Annotated in this window: 16 protein-coding genes; 13 read left to right on the plus strand and 3 right to left on the minus strand. The window is 29.8% G+C overall.

The genetic code is table 11. From position 1 onward, the window contains the following. Position 1: 1 nt before the first annotated feature. On the plus strand, positions 2-1,372 hold the full coding sequence (mptB, locus tag BUC03_RS13330; RefSeq protein WP_234971627.1) for a polyprenol phosphomannose-dependent alpha 1,6 mannosyltransferase MptB: 1,371 nt from the start codon (positions 2-4) through the stop codon (positions 1,370-1,372). On the opposite strand, the gene BUC03_RS13335 is transcribed toward mptB, so the two are convergent. Continuing rightward, positions 1,304-3,232: a polysaccharide biosynthesis protein gene (locus tag BUC03_RS13335; protein WP_234971628.1), complete on the minus strand. Its 1,929-nt coding sequence runs from the start codon at positions 3,230-3,232 to the stop codon at positions 1,304-1,306. The genes mptB and BUC03_RS13335 overlap by 69 nt on opposite strands. A gap of 158 nt (positions 3,233-3,390) precedes the next feature. Between BUC03_RS13335 and BUC03_RS13340 the strand changes: the two genes are divergently transcribed. Together BUC03_RS13340 and BUC03_RS13345 are read left to right on the plus strand one after the other, a co-directional pair. Further along, positions 3,391-4,143: a polysaccharide biosynthesis/export family protein gene (locus BUC03_RS13340; RefSeq protein ID WP_073153071.1), complete on the plus strand. Its 753-nt coding sequence runs from the start codon at positions 3,391-3,393 to the stop codon at positions 4,141-4,143. Between the two features lie 9 nt (positions 4,144-4,152). Beyond that, positions 4,153-6,531, plus strand: coding sequence for a GumC family protein (locus BUC03_RS13345; protein ID WP_073153073.1), 2,379 nt, complete (start codon positions 4,153-4,155; stop codon positions 6,529-6,531). A gap of 339 nt (positions 6,532-6,870) precedes the next feature. On the opposite strand, the gene BUC03_RS13350 is transcribed toward BUC03_RS13345, so the two are convergent. Further along, positions 6,871-8,133, minus strand: coding sequence for an OmpA family protein (locus tag BUC03_RS13350; protein ID WP_073153075.1), 1,263 nt, complete (start codon positions 8,131-8,133; stop codon positions 6,871-6,873). Positions 8,134-8,321: 188 nt separating this feature from the next. Between BUC03_RS13350 and BUC03_RS13355 the strand changes: the two genes are divergently transcribed. The 10 genes from BUC03_RS13355 to BUC03_RS13400 all read left to right on the plus strand — a co-directional run bounded on the left by BUC03_RS13355 (position 8,322) and on the right by BUC03_RS13400 (position 18,187). Next, positions 8,322-9,827, plus strand: a complete 1,506-nt coding sequence (locus BUC03_RS13355) for an oligosaccharide flippase family protein (RefSeq protein ID WP_073153077.1) — start codon at positions 8,322-8,324, stop codon at positions 9,825-9,827. Between the two features lie 15 nt (positions 9,828-9,842). Next, positions 9,843-10,601, plus strand: coding sequence for a sulfotransferase (locus BUC03_RS13360; protein WP_073153079.1), 759 nt, complete (start codon positions 9,843-9,845; stop codon positions 10,599-10,601). 7 nt (positions 10,602-10,608) lie between these two features. After that, positions 10,609-11,754: a TDP-N-acetylfucosamine:lipid II N-acetylfucosaminyltransferase family protein gene (locus BUC03_RS13365; protein ID WP_143159203.1), complete on the plus strand. Its 1,146-nt coding sequence runs from the start codon at positions 10,609-10,611 to the stop codon at positions 11,752-11,754. Then, positions 11,741-12,718, plus strand: coding sequence for a glycosyltransferase (locus tag BUC03_RS13370; RefSeq protein WP_073153083.1), 978 nt, complete (start codon positions 11,741-11,743; stop codon positions 12,716-12,718). The genes BUC03_RS13365 and BUC03_RS13370 overlap by 14 nt, the downstream gene beginning before the upstream one ends. A 4-nt stretch (positions 12,719-12,722) precedes the next feature. Continuing rightward, positions 12,723-13,805: an EpsG family protein gene (locus BUC03_RS13375; protein WP_073153086.1), complete on the plus strand. Its 1,083-nt coding sequence runs from the start codon at positions 12,723-12,725 to the stop codon at positions 13,803-13,805. Next, the gene (locus tag BUC03_RS13380; RefSeq protein ID WP_073153088.1) at positions 13,798-14,682 is read left to right on the plus strand and encodes a glycosyltransferase family 2 protein; all 885 of its coding nucleotides are present in this window, start codon (positions 13,798-13,800) and stop codon (positions 14,680-14,682) included. The genes BUC03_RS13375 and BUC03_RS13380 overlap by 8 nt, the downstream gene beginning before the upstream one ends. Then, positions 14,682-15,764 (plus strand): glycosyltransferase, encoded by a 1,083-nt coding sequence (locus BUC03_RS13385; protein WP_073153091.1) that lies wholly within the window; start codon positions 14,682-14,684, stop codon positions 15,762-15,764. The genes BUC03_RS13380 and BUC03_RS13385 overlap by 1 nt, the downstream gene beginning before the upstream one ends. Then, a complete protein-coding gene (locus BUC03_RS13390) occupies positions 15,745-16,911 on the plus strand; it encodes a glycosyltransferase family 4 protein (RefSeq protein WP_073153092.1) in 1,167 nt (388 codons plus the stop codon). The genes BUC03_RS13385 and BUC03_RS13390 overlap by 20 nt, the downstream gene beginning before the upstream one ends. A gap of 65 nt (positions 16,912-16,976) precedes the next feature. Further along, a complete protein-coding gene (locus tag BUC03_RS13395) occupies positions 16,977-17,582 on the plus strand; it encodes a sugar transferase (RefSeq protein WP_073153095.1) in 606 nt (201 codons plus the stop codon). Beyond that, the gene (locus tag BUC03_RS13400; protein ID WP_073153098.1) at positions 17,579-18,187 is read left to right on the plus strand and encodes an acetyltransferase; all 609 of its coding nucleotides are present in this window, start codon (positions 17,579-17,581) and stop codon (positions 18,185-18,187) included. Before BUC03_RS13395 ends, BUC03_RS13400 begins: the two co-directional genes overlap by 4 nt. 67 nt (positions 18,188-18,254) lie before the next feature. Here the strand turns inward: BUC03_RS13400 and BUC03_RS13405 are convergent, their stop codons facing one another. Beyond that, positions 18,255-22,853 carry a T9SS type A sorting domain-containing protein gene (locus BUC03_RS13405; protein ID WP_084112961.1) on the minus strand — a complete coding sequence of 1,533 codons (4,599 nt, stop codon included), beginning with the start codon at positions 22,851-22,853 and terminating at the stop codon, positions 18,255-18,257. Between the last annotated feature and the right edge of the window lie 14 nt (positions 22,854-22,867).

A 22,867-nucleotide genomic window follows, 5' to 3' on the forward strand; every position in this document is an offset into this window, starting at 1 on the left:
GTTGTTTAAAAAAATAATATCACATCATAAGGTAACTATATTTATGTTGGTTACTATGTTGGTGTTGTATTACGTCTTTGCTTATAATTTATTAAGAAGTGATTTTGTAAAGTTAATTACGTTATACGCTGCTTTATTTTTTTTAAGTTACAAAACCCTTCAGTTATATAAATTTAATTGGAAATATTTACTTGCTTTAGGAGTATTGTTTAGGTTAGTTTTTCTAGTTGCTATCCCTAATCTATCTCAAGATTTTTACCGTTTTATTTGGGATGGTAGGTTGTTTGTACAAGGTTTAAATCCTTATATGTCTACACCACAACAATGGATAGATGCTGGTAATTTTGGTATAGTAAATCAATCTTTAGAGTTGGTAGAAGGTATGCAAAGTCTTAATGCTAGTCATTATACCAATTACCCTCCTGTAGCTCAATTTATATATGTATTTACGGCATTTATAAGTCCTAATAGTATTTTAGGAAGTGTTGTGGTAATGCGTTTAATTTTAATTATAGCAGATGTTGTTTCTTTTATATTTCTTCGGAAGTTACTTCTGAAATTAAATATAGATAACCAAAGAGCTTTTTGGTATTTTTTAAATCCATTGGTAATTATAGAGCTTACAGGTAATCTACATTTTGAAGGGGTAATGGTGATGTTTTTAGTTATTTCTCTGTACTTGCTATTACAAAAAAAATGGTGTCTTTCAGCAATTTTATTAGGTTTATCTATATCTGTAAAGTTGCTGCCACTTATGTTATTACCTCTATTTTTACAGTACTTTAGAAAACAAGAAAAACTAAGTTTTTATAAATTATTATTTTTTTATTTTCTTGTTTTACTCACAGTAATTATTAGTTTTTCTCCGTTTGCTTCGGTAGAATTTATAAATAATTTTGCAAGTTCTATAGTGCTTTGGTTTAGTAAGTTTGAATTTAACGCTAGTGTATATTATTTAATTAGATGGGTAGGTTTTCAAACCGTAGGTTGGAATATTATAGGTACCGTAGGTAAAATTCTTCCTTTGGTAATTATTATGTTTATAATAGGTTTAGCATTGTTTTGCAATAATACCTCAGAAAAAAAGCTATATACAAGTATGTTATTTGCTTTTGCACTGTATTTTTTATTGTCTACCACCGTGCATCCTTGGTATTTAATTACACCATTAGCAATATCTATATTTACCAAGTATCGTTTTATGCTGATGTGGTCTTTTACGGTTATTTTTAGTTATAGTGCATATGAAACAACAAGTTTTAACGAGCAGCTTTGGCTGGTCTCTTTAGAGTATTTTATAGTTTTATTGAGCTTTCTTTATGATGCATACAGGATTAGATTCCAGACTAGGGTTAGAATATTCAGGCACTAAATCTTTTAAACAATTTAAAGATAAATTTATGTTATTGGCTTTAATATTACTAGCCAATTCTAAAAGTAACGTAGTTTTAGAAGTATCAAAATTATGAGTAGCCTTAGCAATCATAATTTTTTCATGATGCGTAGGTAGTGTAGTTTCTTTATCTGCCAATAATTCTTCGTATAATTTTTCTCCTGGCCTTAATCCTGTAAATTCTATCTTTATGTCTTCATTAGGTATAAGACCTGTTAATCTAATCATATGATGTGCTAGGTCAATAATTTTTATTGGAGATCCCATATCAAATACGTAAATTTCTCCACCTTTCCCCATAGCTCCAGCTTCTAAAACTAATTGACAAGCTTCATCTATAGTCATAAAAAATCTAGTAATGTCTGGGTGAGTTACAGTTACAGGTCCGTTTTCTTTAATTTGTTTAGTAAAATGTGGAATTACAGAGCCATTAGAACCTAAAACATTACCAAATCTAGTGGTAATAAATAAAACGTTGTTATCTAATTTGTTAGCTAACGATTGTATATAAAGTTCGGCCGCTCTTTTGGTTGCTCCCATGATATTTGTGGGGTTAACGGCTTTGTCTGTAGAAACAAATACGAAGCGTTCAATATTATGTTTTATAGACAAATCGGCAAGGTTTTTAGTCCCTTTAAAATTTACACTTAAAGACTCTAATGGATTTGCTTCCATCATTGGTACGTGTTTATAGGCAGCACCGTGAAATACAATTTGCGGGGAGAATCTATCAAATATTTGTTCAATTCTACTTTTATCTCTAACATTAGCTATAACGCTTTCAAACTTAAGTGTTGGGTGATTCTTTTTTAATTCAAGTTTTAAATCGTGTAACGGGGTTTCTGCCTGATCTACCAATAATATTAACTTTGGATTGAAGTTGATTAACTGTCTAACAATTTCACTTCCAATTGATCCTGCTGCACCTGTAACTAGAATGGTTTTGTTTTGGTATTTATTAAAAAGTTTCTTGTTGTTTAATTTTATAGGGTTTCTTTGCAGCAAGTCTTCAATATTAATTTCTTTCAAATCTTTCAAATCTTTAAAATCGGTATGATTCCAGTCTTGTAATTGTGGGAGTTTATAGATTTTAATTTTCAACTCTAATAATTCAGTAATAATAGTGTTAGAGCTATGTTGTAACTCTTTTAATTTACTATCGCTAACAATAATTGATTTAGCATAATTATTGAATCTTTTTAGCTGATTTATATCAAAAATAGGTAAGTTAAAAATTCTATTATTTGTTTTCTTTTCATCTACATTAATAAAGCCAACAACATTAAAAAAGCCAGAATTTTGAGAAATAAGCCCTTCTGCCATTGCAACGTCAGAGACAGATGTTCCCAATATATAAGCTTTGTCAAGAGGTTTTCTAGATATGTTAATAAGTTCATAAACTCTTTTTACACCAATTCTAAAAAAGAATAATAAAGAGTAAGCTATAAATCCATATATAAATACCCCTGCATCTACAATGATTTTATGTTCAAATAAATAATAATCAATATGATTAATAACTAGCAAAGTAAACACGCAACAAGCTATTACTTGCAGTTGTTTTATGGCATCTTTAAAACTTGAGTACCTTACTATGCCAAAATAAGATTTAAAAACAAAGAAATAGAGACTCTGTATTAGTAAAAGAGCTAACAATTCAATTTTAAAATTGAAAAATGACATTCCACCAGGTTGCAAAGTAGAAACAAAGAAATAAGCAGAGTTGGCAGCAATCAAACATAGAAATAAATCTATAGAAAAAATCACCCATCTAGGGACATAATTTTTTACAAGTTTCTTGCCAATTTCTAAAATTTTTAGCTGCAGTTTTTCTTTCACGAGTTCAATATTTGACACTGAAAATGATGTTTTTTAAGTAGGGTATATAATTTACAAAAATAATACTTTATATCAGTAATTCAATTTTATTATTTTGTTACTTTTTTCAAAAGACTAATATATTTTTATTAGATAGAAACTTAATTATATTTGTGCTTATGAAAAAGCTTTTGTTTTTATTTTTACTTCTTACTATAGCTAGTTGTGCAACCCGTAAAGAGATTGTTTATTTTCAAGGAGATAGCGAGGTTAGTTTAGATTCTATTTATCAGCATCCAAAAATTCAGGTAAATGATATTTTAAAAATAGATCTAACAGCTTTAGAGCCAGAAAGCTTACTGCCATATAGATTTGATAAAACTCAAATTTCACAAACTAATAATATACAGGGATCTTCATTAAAATTACAGGGCTATTTAGTAAGAACTAATGGAACAATTAATTACCCAGGTTTAGGAGATATAGAAGTGAAAGGATTAACAACTATAGCTGTACAGCAGTTAATTAAAGATAAGTTATCTGTTTATGTAAAAGATGTGGAAGTGAAAGTTAGAATAGTTAATTTTAAATTTACAGTATTAGGAGAGGTAAATATACCTGGGACTTATACTATAGATGAAGAATTAATTAGCTTAACTCAGGCTTTAGGTATGGCTGGAGATTTAACTATTCAAGGGAGTAGAAAAATTTTAGTTTTAAGAGAAGTTGATGGTCAACTGACCTCTAAACGAATAGATTTAACTACAACTAGTTGGATGAATTCTGAATACTTTTATTTAAGACAAAATGATATGGTTTATGTGGAGCCTAACCCAACAAAAATTAAATCTGCAGGATTTATAGGTAATTTAGGAAGCTTACTCTCCGTTATATCTATTTTGTTGACGAGTGCTGTTTTAATTTTTAGATAAATAATTTTTATGAGTGAGAATAATGTTGCTTCAGACAAATCCTTGCAGGAAAGTGAAGATATTAAAAATATTATTTTACAATATTTAAGGTATTGGCCATATTTTATCTTATCTGTACTTGCTTTTCTTACAGGTGCATATATCTATTTAAGGTACTCTACTCCAATTTATAATACTTCTGCAAAAATTAAAATTTTAAAGGATGATGAGGGCGGAATTGATTTATCGGGTTTAAGTAAATCTACAACTTTATTTAATTATAGTAAACTTAATTTAGAGAACGAGATTGAAGTATTAAAATCTAGACGTTTAATTAATAAAGTTATTAGTACATTAGATTTAACTACTACTTATTATAAGCAATTAAGATTTAGAGAACAGTTACTTTTTAACAAAGGACTTCCTTTTAAACTTAAACCAGTAGATGATAGTCTAACGTTAAATCAAAATTTTGAGATTACTTTTTTAGATGAGCAAAGTTTCAAAATTTCATTGTTAGAACAAGGAGAAAGCTATAGCTATAAATTTGGAGATACAATTTCAAATTTTACTAATCCTATTGTAGTTTATAGAAACCTAGGCTTCACAGAATCTTTAGCTTCTTATGATAAGCAAGTCTATACTATTTACAATACATCTGTTGAAAATAAAATTAGTGAATTATCTAACAAGATTAGTATTAACCCTTTGGGTAAAAGTAGTAGTATACTTTCTTCAAGTATGCAAGGGCCTAATAAAGAGAGAAATGAGGTGATTTTAAACACTTTAGTAAAAGTGTTTAATGAAGATGGTATCGAAGATAAGAGGTTAGTATCTAAGCGAACTATGGAGTTTATCATAGATCGTTTGCAATTTTTAGAAAGTGAGTTAGATACAGTAGAATCTGGCTTGGTAGGTTTTAAAGAGGCTAATGATGTGGTAGATGTAGAGTCAAGTGTAGAACAGCTTTTTTCTAAAGAATCTGTTTCAGAGGAGAAAAGGTTTGAGATGTCTACGCAAATTGCTGTTGCAGAAGAGTTTGAAAACTTAATGCAAAATCAAGATGAATTTGCATTATTACCCGCAAACTTAGGTATAGAAAATGCTTCTATAAATCAATTAACAAGTGTCTATAATGATTTGATTTTAGATAGAGAGAGGCTTTTAATATCTTCTACAGAAGAAAACCCGATGGTCTTACAATTAAATGAAAAACTAAATCAACTAAAGGGTAATTTGTTAAAAAATATAGACAATCATTTAACAAGTTTGAAAATATCTTTTCAAAAATTTCAATCTCGTGAAGGGAAATATACTGGTGAAATAGGTACTTTGCCACAAAAAGAGAAAGACTTACGAAACATATTAAGACAGCAAGAAATTAAAGAGAGGCTTTATTTGTTCTTGCTTCAGAAAAGAGAAGAAGCAGCATTGTCTTTTGCAATTACTTCTCCTACTTTGAAAGTTGTTGATTATGCTTTTACCTCTAATTCTCCAATTAAGCCTAGTAGAAATTTAATTTTGTTTGGGTCTTTTTTTGTAGGCTTAATAATTCCTGTTGCTTTTCTGTATGTGAAGTTTCTTTTAAATACTAAAATATACCGAAGAGAAGAGATTGAAAGTAGATTGCCAGCAATAGATATTTTAGGTGAAATTCCTCAGTTACCCTCATCTCATGATAAATTAGTACATCAGCAAGATCACAGTATTTTGGCAGAGTCTTTTAGAATATTAAGAACCAATTTATCGCAAATTATAGATAAGGCTAATGGAAAAACGTTAAAAAGTGATTCTAATGTTGTTTTTGTTACTTCTTCTATAAAAGGAGAAGGGAAAACTTTTACAGCAATTAATTTATCTAGAATTATTGCTTCTTCGGGTAAAAAAGTTCTGCTATTAGGTTGCGATTTAAGAAACCCGCAATTACATACTTATTTTGGTATGGAGAAAGAAGATATAACTGGAATTTCAGATTATTTATATAACCCAAGTAAATCTTTAGAAAGTTTTATAAAAAAATTTCAAACAGAGTTTAGTAATCTAGATATTATTTTTTCAGGAAGTGTTCCTCCAAATCCAGCAGAATTACTGATGGGTAAGGACTTTAAAGATATGGTAGAATATCTAAAAACTAAATACGATTACATTGTGGTAGATACCGCTCCTACAATTTATGTTACAGATACTTTTTTAATTGCAAACGAAGCAGATGTTACGGTTTACGTAGTTAAGCAAGGTTTAACAGAGAAAAAATTAATGAATCATATTCGAGTTATCGATGCTAAAAATAAACTAAAAAATATATCTATAACCTTAAATGGTGTTTCTGGGCATACTAATTTTGGTTATGGTTATGGTTACGCTTATACAGAAACTCAAAAGAAGAAATCTATCTTTAAGTTTAAATAGCAATTTTTTTATAAACTAATATTAGTTTGTTTTGTTATAATTAACCTGAATTTATATTTCAGGTTTTTTTATACGTAATTAATAACAAAAAGTAAGAACTCTATTCCATTACAATATAATAAATTTTATATCTAATGATACTATTGCTAAACACTTTTAGGCTTCCTTAGTAATATAAATTTTCGATAACAAAGCAGTTGTTGTATGGTCTATTTTAGACTTTTTGCTGCTGTTCTTTGTGGGGTATATAGTAGGTAAATGTTCTTTAATTGAAATATAGAACAAATAAAAAAGAGAGCCTATAGCTCTCTTTTTTATTATAATATGTTGTTGATATAATTACTTAATTTTAAAAGTAACTCTTCTAACTAATTGTCTTGCTTCTGCAGAAGTTTTATCTACAGAGCTGTCTACTCCGTTACCAACGTGTTTCAATCTTGATGCGTCAATACCAGAAGCAATAACGATGTTGTATACTCGTTCTGCTCTTCTATTAGATAATTCTTCATTGTAAGCTGCATTTCCTAATTCATCTGCATAACCAATTAATTCAGCTTTTACAGAAGGATTTTCTCGCATGTAAGTAATAACATAATTAATTGCTTCTAAAGAATATGTGTGTGGTTTGTCACTGTTTAATGGGAAGTAAACATTTACGTAGCCATCGTTAAGTAACTTTTTGATATCAAAGTTTTCTTTGCTTTCTGCAAATTCTTGCTTAGAAGTATATCTTTGGTCTAAAGAAGACTCAATTTCATCTGGAATACCATTTTCATTTTTATCAACCGCGAAACCTTTAGAGTCTACAGCAACACCATTCATTGTATTAGGTTCTCTATCTAAATAATTAGGTACACCATCTTGATCTTCATCTCTCAGATCTTCTTCTAGTTTGGCAACTCTATCTTGTATGGAGTCTAATTCTTTCTTTAACTCCGTATTTTCACTCTTGTCTACCCAATCAGCGTGAGTTTTGTGTTTTCCTAAATAAACATTAATACCAATAGAAGCATTAGTTAAAAGCCCATCAAAACCTAAATTTTCAGTTTCTTCTTGGCCATCCCAAGTATAGTTTTGGTTAATATTTCCTACAATACTAAGATCTGCATATAGAGCAATTCTATTACTTAATCTTACTTGTGGAGTAATACCAGCAGTAACAATAGTCATATAGTCGTCGTCAAATGTAGCGTCATCAAATTTAATCATCGCCATTCCACCACCACCGTGAGCAAGTAAGTTAATTCTGTTAGTCCATTCTCTAAAGTTTAAAATAGAACCTAAATTTAAAACCCCTTCTATAGAAGCTCTGTAAAATTGTGTAGAAAATTCAGGAACCCCTTCTCCTTCAGAAATATCATTAATTCCAGCATTGGCTTTAAGTCCAAATTTATCGTTAAACATATATCTAACTCCAAGGTCTGCATTCCAAGCTCCAAAAGTAGGAGAGTAGTATCCTTCAGCATAAGGTCTACTAGACTCATTAAGACCACCACCTACATCAATAGACCATTTGTTGTAACCTGTTTCTTTTTCTTCTTCTTGTGCCTGCATGGTTAATCCAATAAGTGCAGAAAATAATAGAAATGTAATTTTCTTCATAATTTTTCTTTATTAATCCTCTAGGGCTTCGCCTGAAATTTTGTGTAAAGATATGACAAAAATCGTTTTACAGAAAAAAATGGGTTTAAATTATGTTTATTTACAAATAAGACTAATGCTAAAATTATTATTTTAATTTTGAGTTTTTATTTAATCAAGTATATATTTAATAAAATTATTTTAATTATATGAATCAATTCAAAACCGGAGCTTTAATTAGTTACTTGTCTATTTTTGTAACTAATATTTCAGGGTTGTTGTTAACACCTTATATAATAAGAAGATTAGGTACTTCTGAGTATGGCGTGTATGTTCTTGTTGGTTCTATAATAGCATACTTATCCGTTTTAGATTTTGGTTTAAATAACGCAGTAGCTAAGTATGTAACGAAATATAGATTAAAATCAGAAAAGGAAAGTGAAGCTAATTTTTTAGGACTAATTTCTTTAAATTTCTTAGGTTTACTAATTATTATTTCAATTATAGGGGTTTTAATTTGTTTAAATTTCGAAAATTTTTTTAGTAAAAATTTGACAGTAAAGGAAATTGAGTTAGGTAGTAAATTAGTGCCTTTAGTTATTTTTAATGTAATTCTTGTGCTGCCATCTTCTATATTAACCGCATACTGTCATGCTTATAATAAGTTTGTTTTTCCAAAAATTACAATGCTTCTAAAAACAATTTTGAGGGCAGCTTTCGTTTTTTTCTTTTTATATATAGGTTTTAAAGCGGTTGCAATTGTATTAATAGATACTTTTTTTAATTTATTAATGACTGCTAGTTTATTGTTTTTTTGTTTACAAAGAATAAAAGTAAAGGTGAAGTTTAGTAAAATAGATTTTAAATTGTGGCATGAAATACTATATTATTCTTTTTGGATTTTTTTAGCAAGTTTAGTGTTAAAGTTTCAATGGCAAGGTGGGCAAGCTATAGCAGGTAGGCAATTAGGAGCTTCTTCTGTTGCGGTTTTTGCAATAGGGATAATGTTGGGGGGGTATTATAATGCCTTTGCCTTTGCAATTAATAGTATGATTTTGCCAAGAGCTGTAAATATGATAGAACAAAAAAAAAATTCCGTGGAAATTACAAATGATATGGTGAAAATAGCTCGTTATATTTTAATGATACTTTTACTTATTTTAAGTGGTTTTTTTCTTTTTGGGCAGTTATTTATAAAATTATGGGTAGGAGATTTCTATCTTCCTGCTTGGTATATAGCAATATTATTTATGCTAGTAAGAACTATACCTATTATTCAAGTATATGGAAGGTCTATTTTAGAAGCAAAAAACAAAAATAGATATAAATCTCTTTTAAATTTTGTAACAGCAAGTTTAGCATTAATTATAGCGTATTTTTTAGCTCCTGTCTATGGGTTAAAAGCTATTTATATGTCCATATTAATAGCAATGGTAATTGATTCTATCTTAATGAATCTTTATTACAAAAAAGTTTTTGATTTTTTAATATGGAGATTTTTTAGAGAAAGTTTTTTACCCTTTATTATTGTAACATTATTTTTAGGCTCTTTTTTTTATTTTATAATGGATTTGTGCTACCTAAATAGTTGGGTAGACTTACTAATGTTTACTATAATTTACGGAATTTCTTATGTTTTAATAATTTATAATTTGTTACTGAGCAATGAAGAAAAACATACGCTTTTAAGTCTTTTTAATATTAAAATAAAGTAATTATAAATCTCACTTATGATATATCTAGGTTTGAGAATACCTGTTTTAAATTTATTTACAAAACCCAATAAAAAGGCTATGTGGGTTTTTGGTATGCAAAAAACAGGTACTACGGCTATAGCAAGTTTATTAGCTACGCGGTCTGGAAAGAGTTGTACTTTAGATACTAAATATTTATGGGGTGATTATTATAAAGATATTATAAATAAAAAATTATGTTTCAATAATCACATAAATAAGTTCTCTTATCCATTTTCTAAAGATATCATTAAAGAACCTTCAGCTTCGTTGATGATTAATCAAATAGAAAAGGTATTTAAATTAAAAAAATACATTTTTATAACAAGACACCCGTTAGATACTATAAGATCTATTCTTAATCGCTTAAATATACCAGGAAACAAAAAAAGTATTAATATTGAATCTATACACCCTGATTGGCAAATTCATTTTAGTTCAGGAGAGTCATACGTTAGAGATCTTGCAATATTATATGTTAAAGTTTATTCTCAAGAAAATTATATTTTTTCAGATAACTGTGTGTTAGTTAAGTATGAAGATTTTGTAGAAGACAAACTAACATTTATTGATGGCTTGTTAGATGAATTTGATTTTGAAAAAAAGAATGATATTACAAATATTTTAGATAAAAATTTTCAACCTAAGGGGCAGGTTGTAAAAGATTATGTGTCATATTTTGGAGAAGAAAATTACAATGAAATAAAAGCAATCACGGAACAAGTTGCGCAAAAGTTTAATTATAATTTTATTTGAACTTATAATGAAAATACTTCACTTAATTGATAATGAGAAATTTACTAATTATGCTATTGAGATGGCTATCAGTTCTAAAGCTAATATAGAATTTAAAATTTCACATGATTTTTTGGTGCTTGGAGAAGATACACAACTTATATCTAGAGCATATCAAGATTTAGTTACATTTATACCAAATTTTAAATTATATAAAAGTTATATAGAAAAATCTAATGTGGAAATTTTAGTTATTCATTGCTTGACAGTATTTAAGTGCATGGCCTTATATAATTCAATGAAAAATTTTAAATCTGTATGTTGGAGTATGTGGGGAGTAGATTTTTATTCTTCCCCCTATTATAAACAAGAATTGTATGGTAATGAAACAAAAAATATTAGGCATAAATTTTTTAAATATGATGTAAAAAAAATATTAAGGCCACTTTTTTATTATATGAAATATGGTACAACGTATAAAAAATCTTTTCTTTATGTTATCAAACATGTTGATTTTGTTTCCCCTATAATTCCAAATGAATTTGACTTGATTAAAAAAATACCATCATTTAAGGGAGAGTATTTGGCATATGGTAATGGGGATATTGAATCATTATCTAATTTTATTTCACCAGAATCTAAAAATGTAAATAATATTTTTATTGGTAATTCCTCTACATATGAATCTAACCATATAGAAGTGATGAGAAAAATTTATAAAGAAGGGCTTGAGGAAGGTCAAAAAATATTTGTTCCTTTAAGTTATGGAGGTAATGAAAAATATAAATTAGAGTTAGTGAAAGTTGGGAAATCCTTATTTGGAGATAAATTTGTTCCTATCTTTGATTTTTTAAAATTAAAGGAATATAATCATATCCTAAATTCTTGTAGTTATGCTTTTTTTAACCATAAACGTCAACAAGCAGTTGGGAATATTTTGCCGCTATTATTGCAAGGAAAAAAAGTTTTTCTCTCTGGAGATAATATACTTTATAATTATTTTTTAGATATAGGTATAAAAGTTTTTAACATTAATTTACCATATAATTCTGCTTTTTTATCAAGTACTGAAATTAAAATCAACAGAGAAATAGTGCTTACATATTTTAGTAGAGAAAAAATTATCAATAACCATTATTTGTTTTATAAAACTTTAGTAGATGCTTCAAAGTAATAAATTAAAGTTGTCCATTTTAATTCCTGTCTATAACTGCGAAAAATTTATAGATCGTTGTGTAAAAAGCATCGTAAATCAGAATTCTGTGTTTGATTTAGAAGTGGTAATTGTAAACGATGGTTCTATAGATAATACTGCTGATATTATAAATAATTTAGCTGCAAAATATTCCTACATAAAAGTTTATCATCAAAAAAACCAAGGGGTTTATAAAGCACGAAATTTCGGTTTAAAGAAGTTGAGAGGAGACTATTTATGGATGTTAGATGCAGACGATTATATTGCAAAAGATGCTTTTATAAATTTATCTAATGCTTTTGAAGAAGTAGATGTATTTCATTTAGGTTATCGACAAGAAAACAAGGATGAAAATTTTGATTATCGTTTGCCGCCAGGTAAAGATTTGGAAATTGTAGATGGAATAGAATTTTTAGATAGAAATGACGGTCGTTTATTCCTGTGGAATAATATTTATTCCTTAAAATTTTTACAGGAAAATAATTTTACTTTTTTAGCAAAATCGGTTAGTCTCGAAGATTCTTTATTTAATTTACAAGTTTTTTCTAAGGCTAGTAAAGTGAAATTTATTAAAAAATGTTTTTATAGCTATTTACATAATGAAAACTCAATTTCGAAAACAAAGTCAAAAGAACATTTGTTAAAACAAGGAGAGAGTTCAATAAATGTTCATTTAAATACAAGAAAACTTAGAGATAATTATCCACAAAATTCTAGAGAGTACAAAGTAATACACGAACGCTTATCCCATTCAATACTTGGTTTTTTTTATAGTTTGTATATAGAGAAATACCCCTTAAACTATATTAAAAAAATTTTCATTTTATATAAAGAAGAAAAACTTTTGCCAATAAGTAAATCTAATAAAACTATAAAATTGGTTATTTTTGAACAATTAATCAATTTGAAGTGGCCTTTCCTTTGGTTGTGTAAACTAAAATAAATCTATGCTTGTTTACCTAATTTTATTTGTAGGTTTTGTTTTTTTTTATTTTCAAAATAATCAAAGCCCATCTATTGGTATTTATCTTTTTTTTGGTTTTGCAATATTAATAGCAGGCTTTAGAGATATGATTGGTGGCTTTGATGTGTACATCTATTCTGATGTTTTTGAGCATGACCTAGATCAGTTTGCTCAGTTGCAAATATTTGACCCTGGATTTATGGCATATTTTGCCTTGATTAAACAAGTAGATGATACAAGAGAATGGATGTTATTAATCTCCTCTATTATTGTTTTAGGAACTCATTTTTATAGTATAAAAAAACTGAGCCCTTTATTTTACGTCTCTTTATTTATCTATTTTGCTAAATTTTATTTGATGTCTTTTGTATATATAAGGCAAGGGATGGCAATGGTGTTGGTTTGGTTAGCCTTTACTTTTATCAAAAAAGAAAAAAAAATATGGATATGGGTTTTAGCAATTGCAGCAGTTTTTATGCATAAAACCGCAATTGTGGTGCTTCCTTTTTTATTGGTTAGAAATAGAGCGTTCTCTCTTTTTCAAGTTTTTAGTATTAGTATTATTGCAGGTATAGTGAGTTTATCACCTATAGGAGACTTCCTGTTAGGGAGTGCTATTGAAAATATAGATGATAAAAAGCTAGAGGTTTATGCTGATAAAAGTGGAGGGGTGAATATTTTTTATTTAATAGAAGGTTTTTTAGTTATTTTTCTAGTGTTGACTTATCGAACCAAAATGTATGTAGATGAAAATAAGAGATGGATTTTAAATGGATTGTTATTTTATGGGTTGATTATATTGCTAAGTTTGACCAATGCTACTTTTATCCGTTTTGCTTGGTACTATTTTATTTTTGTAGTAATTGGCTTACCTTATTTAATATTAGAAACACTTTCTTTAGAAAAAATGAAACTATTTAAAACCGTTGTTTTTTTATATTATACGGCAATTTTTTTTCGATTAATGTTAGTGTACGATGGAGGAGACTTTATGCCGTATAAAAGTATTTTTCAAGATTTTAATAGGGATGGACAGTGGGAACATATGGAATATCGTTATGAATAAAATACTTACTATTTTTACACCAACTTATAATAGAGCGTCTCTTTTAAAAAGAGTGTTTACTAGTTTGCAAAAACAAACCTACAAAAATTTTGAGTGGATTATTGTAGATGATGGTAGTACTGATAATACAGAAGAAGTCGTAAAATCATTTATCGAGTATACCCAAGATTTCTCAATTAATTATTTTAAACAAAAAAACGGAGGAAAACATCGAGCCATTAATTTTGGAGTGAAAAAGGCAAAAGGAGATTTTTTTCTCATTTTAGATTCGGATGATTATCTAAAAGAAGAAGCTATAGAAGTTTTAAATCCGTTACTTGATCAGAGTAGGTTGAATGCTAATTTAGCAGGTGTTGCGGTAAGAAGAGCTTATAGTGATGGTAATATTGTAGGCAATATCTTTGATAAATCTATTCTAGCAAATTCAGTATCCATACGCTATCAACACAAAATAATCGGTGATTTAGTAGAAATTTTTAAAACAGAGATTTTAAAAAAATATAAATTTCCAGAAATAGAAAATGAAAAATTTTGCCCTGAAGCTTTAGTTTGGAATAGAATAGCACAGTACTATAATTTACAATTTTATAATTTAGGTTTGTATATCACAGAGTATTTACCGGGAGGATTAACGCAAAAGATCATTAAAATAAGAATGCAGTCTCCAATTGCTAGTATGTTGCATTATGTAGAATTAGTTTCTTATAAAATACCAATAAAAGAAAAGGTGAAAGCTACTATTAATTTTTGGAGGTTTTCGTTTAATGATTCCTCTAGTTCTATTCTAGATAATCTAAAAAAATTACCAAATCTTTTTTATGGAGCATTTCTTCCTTTAGGTCTTTTGATGTATTTTAATGATAAACGTTCTCAATAATGAAAGTGTTACAAATTATAGACAGCTTGGGTACAGGAGGAGCAGAGAAATTGATTTTAGATAGCGTGCCTTTGTATATTGAGCAGGGAATTACCACGGATGTTTTGGTTTTAAGAGATGAAAATTATCCATTTATGCAGCAATTAGAAGAACTAAATATCTGTAAAGTTTATAAATTAGGGAGAGGTTCTGTCTACCACCCTATTCATATATTAAAGATTGCTGAAATTTTACCGAAATATGACATTGCTCACGTGCATTTATTTCCGGCACAATATTGGGCAGTGTTAGCTAAAAAACTTAGTAAGGCAAAAACCAAGTTAATATTTACAGAACATAATACTTCTAATAAAAGAATAAATAATAAATTTTTAGCAGTAATAGATCGTTACTTCTATTCAAAATATGATAAAATAGTATCTATTTCTAAAGAGATTGATGAAATAATTAAAAGGCATACAAAACTTAAAATGAGTCAAGTTGTTTTCAAAGTTATTGAAAATGGAGTAGATTTAAATAATATTTACGAAGCTGAAGAATTACAAGAGTTGAAGCAAGTAAATCAGAATATAATTTTACAAGTATCAGCATTTCGACCTCAAAAAGATCAAAAAACATTAATTAATTCTTTCACTTATTTACCAGAAAATACCATTTTGCTTTTGGCTGGAGATGGACCTTTAAAATCAGGTTTAGAAATTTTCACAAAAGAGTTAGGGCTATCCGAACGAATATTATTTCTAGGAAACCGTTCCGATATCCCCCAACTACTAAAAACAGCAGATGTAATAGTGCTTTCTTCTCACTATGAAGGGATGTCTCTGTCTAGCATAGAAGGGATGGCTTCCGGTAGACCATTTATAGCCTCAGATGTACCAGGATTATCAGAAATTGTGAGTGACGCTGGATTATTATTTCCTCAAGGTAACGCTAAATTGTTAGCAGAACATATCCAAAAGCTGTTAGGTAATAAAGTTTTGTATGATGAAGTGGTAGAAAAATGCCAAGAACGAGCAGAAGAATATGATATTTCTATTATGGTAAAAAAATATATACAGTTGTATGAAGAAGTTCTTGCCTAAAGTAATTCGTGTTTCAACGGTGCCAATTTCTTTAGATAAATTGTTGGAAGGCCAATTAAATTTTTTGTCAAAACATTATCAAGTAATAGGGGTTTCTTCTGCAAATGGAGATCATTTAAAAAAAGTGGGAGTTAGAGAATCTGTACAAGTTGTTCCTGTAGAGATGCAAAGAGGAATTCATCTTTTGCAAGACTTACAATCTCTGTACAAGCTCGTAGTTTTATTTAAAAAAGAAAAACCAACCTTAGTACACAGCATAACACCTAAAGCAGGATTATTAAGTATGCTAGCAGCTAAAATCGCTAGAGTACCTAATAGATTACATACATTTACAGGTCTAATCTTTCCTAGTAAAACAGGTTTTTTTCAATTTGTCCTAATTCAAATGGATCGTTTACTGTGCAAAGTTGCTACAAATGTTTACCCAGAAGGAGTAGGAGTTAAAAACGATTTAATAAAATACAAAATTACAGATAAACCTCTAAAAATTTTAGCCAACGGAAATGTAAATGGTATCGACACTTCTTATTTTGAACCAAAACTTTTTCGACAAGAAGAAATACAAACATTACGAGAAGATTTAGTTATTAGTTCTACTGATTTTGTATTTGTATTTGTAGGAAGGCTGGTAGGGGATAAAGGTATAAATGAACTTGTTGCTGCATTTAAAAATTTAAGCGAACAAGAGGATGATAGAGAAATAAAACTTTTATTAGTTGGCCCTTTAGAACAAGAATTAGATCCGTTACTACCCATAACTTTACAAGAAATTAAGCAGAATGCTAATATCGTGTCCGTAGGATATCAAGAAGACGTAAGACCGTATTTTGCAATTAGTCAAGCTTTAGTTTTTCCAAGTTATCGAGAAGGTTTTCCTAATGTAGTGATGCAGGCAGGAGCAATGGAGTTACCAAGTATAGTAACCGATATTAATGGTTGTAATGAAATTATAAACCATCAAGTAAATGGTTTAATCATCCCCGTAAAAAACATTGAACTTTTAGAGAAAGCAATGAATCGATTATTAGAAGAACAACAGTTATACAGGCAACTACAATTGCATTCTAGGAAAATGATTGCAGATCGTTATGAAAGAGCACGTGTATGGAAAGCTTTGTTAGATGAATATAACTTGTTGTTGTCATAAACTAACGATTTTTTTTATTATAAAATAGTGCTTTCTGAAAAAGCTTAATTCACTACTTTTGCACTATGTATAAAAACTTTTTTAAAAGAATTTTTGATTTTTTATTTGCATTGTCTCTTCTGTGCTTTTTAAGTCCGGTTTTTTTTATTGTATTTGTTGGGTTATTTATAGCTAATCAGGGCAAACCTTTGTTTTTTCAATTAAGACCAGGCAAGGAGGAAAAGATATTTAAAATCGTTAAATTTAAAACGATGACTGATAAAAAAGATGGTGAAGGTAACTTGTTGCCAGACGTAAAACGTCTAACTAAAATAGGGAAGTTTGTAAGAAAAACATCTTTAGATGAAATTCCACAATTAATCAATGTTTTAAAAGGAGATATGAGTTTAATTGGACCAAGACCATTACTTCCTGAGTATTTACCTTTATATAGCGAAGAACAAAAAAAAAGGCATTTAGTAAGGCCAGGTATTACAGGTTGGGCACAAGTAAATGGTAGAAATGCAATTTCTTGGAAGGATAAATTTAAACTCGATGTTTGGTACGTAGAGAATCAAAGTTTTATGCTAGATATTAAGATTTTATTTTTAACAATAAAAAAAGTTTTTGTTTCTGAAGGAATCAGTGCAGTAGGTCAGGCAACTACAGAACCCTTTAAAGGCAATTTATGAGCAGATTAAATATATACGGCGCTAGTGGTCATGCCAAAGTCATCACAGAAAGTTTTTTGTCTTCTTACCCTAATGGTATAGTTAATTTTTGGGATGATGATGTAAATAAAAAAACTTGTTTGAATTATTCAATTAATCATAATACTTCTAATTTAGATATTATACAAAGTGAATTTGTCATAGGTGTTGGGGATAATAAAATAAGAAAAAAAGTTGCAGTTAAAATTAGTGATAAGGTGGTTTTTTCTAAAGCTGTTATCCATAAGTCTTCAATAGTTTCTGTATCTGCCAATATAGGTGTAGGGACGGTTTTTTTTGCAAACAGTGTGGTTAATGCAAATGCAATAATAGGTAAACATAGTATTGTTAATAGTGCAGCAGTGGTAGAACACGATTGTATATTAGGTGATTTTGTACACATTTCTCCTGGTGCTTTATTAGCGGGTAATGTTACTATAGATGAAGGTACTCAAATAGGAATAGGAGCTAAAGTTATTCAGGGAATTAATATTGGTAAATGGTGTAAAATTGGGGCTGGTGCTGTAGTTATTCATGATGTCCCAGATGGTGCTACAGTAGTTGGAGTTCCTGCAAAAATAATTTAATAACGTTTATTTATAAAATAAAAAAAGGTGCTCATAGAGCACCTTTTTTTGTGGAAACAAATCTTCATTAAGATTTAATTAGTTTCGTTTCGTAAACTTGTTGTGAATCTGTGTCTTTCACTTTTAAGAAATATATTCCTGATCCTCCAAATGGAACAGAATTTAATTGAAGTGTTCCATTAGATTCTGGAGTAGCTTTACGGTTGTAAATTTTTTGTCCTAATACATTGTAAATTTCAACTTGAATATTACTTCCAGATTGTTCTGGTAGCAAGATGTAAACACTTTGATCTTCCACAGGGTTAGGATAAACCGAAATAGATTTAGTGTCAAAATTATTTAAATCAAGCGTAGATTTTCCAAAACTTATAGAGAATCTATCAGAAGCAATACTTTCTGCAATAGTTTCGTCTACCTGAAAGTTTATTGTTTGTAAACCGCTAGTTAATAGAGTAGAGGTTTGCAAATAAGCATCTTCTAAATATACTTCTTTCTCAAATTCAGTAGGTATTTCTATTTGGAAAGTATAATCTGTATAACGATACTGGTTGGTAAATAACTGTAAAACTTCCCCTTCTTGCGGTAATTCTCTGTTTTCAATAGATAAATAACTCCCTTGCTCTATACGAGCTAAATTTTCATCTAAATTGAAGAATTTAGGTGCGTCTTGATTATTCACTGCATTACTAGCACTATTAGAAAACTTAATTCTTAACCCATCTGATGAAGTCTGATTGTTAGTGAATGCATCTTGGGTAAATAATTGTAATCTAATTTCTTTTGTATCTGTAGTAGTTGCACTTCTAAATACACTTGTAGCAGCTTCTTGTACCGCTTTGTTCGCTTCTGTAAAAGCTAAGCTTGTAGTAGTACCTGCAGATCCGCTTAAGAAGAAAGCAGCTTGCATTGGTTGTAAATACTGATTTGCATTAGAGCTAGTGTTGCTATTACTACCGTCTGATAAATCTACCGTTACATAACCGCCACGTCCTCCTGGAGTACCTGTTACAGGCGTACCTCCTAAATCTGGATCATATACATAATAGAAATTTGAATCTACGTTAGTAGTATTAATGTTACTCATTACTAATTGCATATTTACAGCTGCGTGATAAGGATTTCCGAAGAAATTAGCGACACCATCTGTTGTGTTAAATCCAGTTTGAGTAACATCTCCAGTAAGTACTGAACCTGTATTTCTAATAATGGTATTGGTTGGAGCTGCAGTATTAGATGTAACGTCTATTGAGCGGTCTCCTCTAACTAGTAAACGGTAAGGGACTCCTGCTATTAAATTAGTATTATCTGTATCTGCTATGTTAACCCAAGAACTTGTACTATTATTAAAACTAAACATAGATGGGTTTCCTGATGGGGTAGCATCAAATCCATCGGTTTGATCTATGGTTGTACCTGTAATATGAGTACCGTAACCAGGAGTAGGGTCGTCGTTATATGCTGTAGCACCTTCTTGCCAATTAGCTTTAATATTTGCAGAAGTGGTTACAGAAGAGGTAATAAATCTAAATGCTCTCTTTGCAGGGAAACATTGTTCTGTGATAACATTACCTGAAATGATACCGCCAACTTCACCAATTTGTGCTGCACCATTGGTGAAATCACAACGTAAGTATAGTTGATCTCCTGTAGACAATGTTCCGTTAGTTACGGTAAGTACATCATCAATGTATAAGTATTCATCTGTATTTAAGCCAATAGTTACACCATTTGGATTGTCAATTTCTAAATTACCTATAGACATACTATCACCTGTAAGGCTTTGGTTTAAATAACCATTAAAAACTAATTGAGCTTGAGAAGCATCAAAACTACCTAAGTTGTAAATATCTTGTTGTATTGCTAATTCTACTCCGGTATCTACCGTTGCATCTGCTCCGCTAGCAATATGTATACATCCTACAGATGCATCTTCTGTTAAAGTTGCAGAAGGATTAAGAATTACTAATTTTCTACCTTTATCTATAGCGCTAGGTGCTCCATTAGTACCTGAACCATTGGTGTAAGTTGTACCATCCCACGTAATAGGCTGTACATCGTTGTATCTTATAGTGAAATAGTCTCCATCTGTAAAGTTAATTCCGCTGAAAGTAATTTTGTTACAACCAATAGAACCTGTTACTAATGTAGGTGAGCTAAAATTTGAAGAAGAGCTAATTATTAATTCTATAGAAGAATAAATAGAACTACTTAAACTAATTTGATCTAATAAAAGACTAAGGTCTACTGTTCCTGTTTCTCCTCCTTCATCAACACGCCATACTGTAGCCAGTTTTTGGTCGTCTGCAAGAGTAGAAGAACAATCTATATCATCAGTGTCTAGTAAATCTATTTCTTCTCTATTAGAAGCTATTAATAAATGTTCACCGGCATCTAAATTAGATGGATTAGAGATATTAATAATTCCTGTTCCTACGAAACTTTGATTTTTGATATCTGTAGTAGAATTATACAACCCTACTAAATTATGATCAAAATCTCCTTCAGTAGTAGAGTCATAAGCAAATAAATCATTAGTACTTAAGCTTAAATCATACTTTGCGGAGTAGTAGTTTTGTAAAACTCCTACTTGAGCAGAATTTAAAGAGAGATCATACATAGTAAACTCAGTAATACTTCCTTCAAAATAACTTGTATTTGCTGTAAGAGAAGATCCGTCTACTATGATGGTATTACTTCCATTTCCTCCTATAGAAATATCTCCAGTATGTGCATATAATAAACCAATATTGTTAATTGTGCCCACTAAGGCTCCGTTTAAATAACAATCTATAGTTCCTGTAGTAGTAGAATTACCATTATACACATAGTTAAGTACGTAATCGGTGTTGGCAGAAATAGGTGTGTCTAAATCTGTGTAGTTCCATGGAGAACCTGCACCATCATTACTTTGGTTGTAGGCAGCAAAAGTTAAATTTCCATTTTTGATAAAAAATAGTAAGCTTCGTGTGTTACCACCTTCTTCATAAAGAATTTGTGTAGAGGTAATATCGGATCCAGAATTAAATACCATAGTAAATGTTCTATTACTATATGGCTCATCAATATTAATCTCTAAATTGTCGTCAATTTGTAAGATATCATTTGTTCCATCAAACACAACAGAAGGAAATCCGTTCATTTGATTTTCAGTATAGATTGGCTGTCTTGATGCTGAAGCTTGTTCTAATGGAAGTCCATTAGGCCCTTGGTTTGCCCAGGTGCTAACTGCAGTGTTATTACTCAAACTTAAATTACTTGCTTGATACCAGAATCTAGTATTTAGTAATGAAGTTACACCTCCTGGGATATAATCTCCAGATTCTAATTGAGATACAGCAAAACTAATGTAGTCTCCATTGTTAATAGTGATGTTTTCAAAAGTTGCAATATTCCCAGAAATATTAGTAGCTGCAGTTTCTGTAGGACTTGTAAATGCCGCATCATTACTTACTAGTAGAATTACTTCTTCTGAAGTAAATGTAGTTCCAAAATCATCTAAAGATAAGCTAAAGTCTGCAGTAGTAAAGCTTCCTGTTTTTTGAGCTCTCCAGTTACTAGTAAGTTTGTAAAGAGATTTATTTGTAGCAGTACAACCATAAGATAATGTTTCTAATTCTGAATTATCAAATGTATCTGTAGCTATAGCTAATAAATCATTATCTGCTAGTGCATCATTCTCTGTGATTGTTACCATACCTGTTCCTATGGAAGTAGCTAGGTGATTGTCTGAAGAAGTTTCTCTTTGAATTGCAACATAGTGATAGTCAAAATTTTCAGTTGCATTATCATAGGTGTACACATCTTTAGAGCCAATACTAATATCGTATTTTGATGATAAATAGTTCTCCAAACTATTAAGTTCTGAAGTGTTTAATACTTTATTATAGAAAATAAATTCAGCTAAACCTCCTTGAAAAAAGTGGTTGGAGTTGTTATTTCCACCATCGTGATAATAACCATCGTTTACTTGTGCTCCTAAATTTGCTGGATTATGATTGTAAACTCTACCAATACCTGTTAATGTTCCAAATAAAACACCATTTAGGTAAGTATCTATGGTACCTGTCATTGACGTGTTACCGTTAAAAGTAAAAGTAATAATATACTCGGTATTAGCGGTGATAGATGTGTTAGCAGAGGTAAACCCCCATGGAGCATCTGCACCATCATTATTTAGGTTTAAAGCACCAATATAAAGAAGGCCATTGTCTATATATACATTAAAACCACGTGTAGACCCTCCTTCATTATAAATGTTTTGTCTCGTTGTAACATCTGCCCCTGTTCTTATTACAAAAGAATATGTTCTTTGAGCCCAAGGTCCACCGGTATCAAGATCAGTATTGTCTGCTATAGATAAATAATCGTTACTACCATCAAATTCTAAAATAGGAAATCCGTTTAATTGATTGGTAGAAAAAGTAGGTCTACGTGAAGCAGTACCTTGAGTAGCATTATTACTATTACCTCCATAATTAAATACAGTATTTACAGTTGCGCCGTTATTTGTAGTTGCAGATAATGAATTAGCAATAAACCAAAAACGGTTATCTGTATCTGAGCCCACACCACCTGGCCCGCTTTGCGCATTTGTAATAAACGGTAAGTGAAAAATTACAATTGCTATACTGGTGAAAATATAATTTAAGTATTTATTTTTCATCATATAATAATTTTAAA

Origin of the sequence: Mesonia phycicola, assembly GCF_900141885.1 — a bacterium.
GTDB lineage: Bacteria > Bacteroidota > Bacteroidia > Flavobacteriales > Flavobacteriaceae > Mesonia > Mesonia phycicola.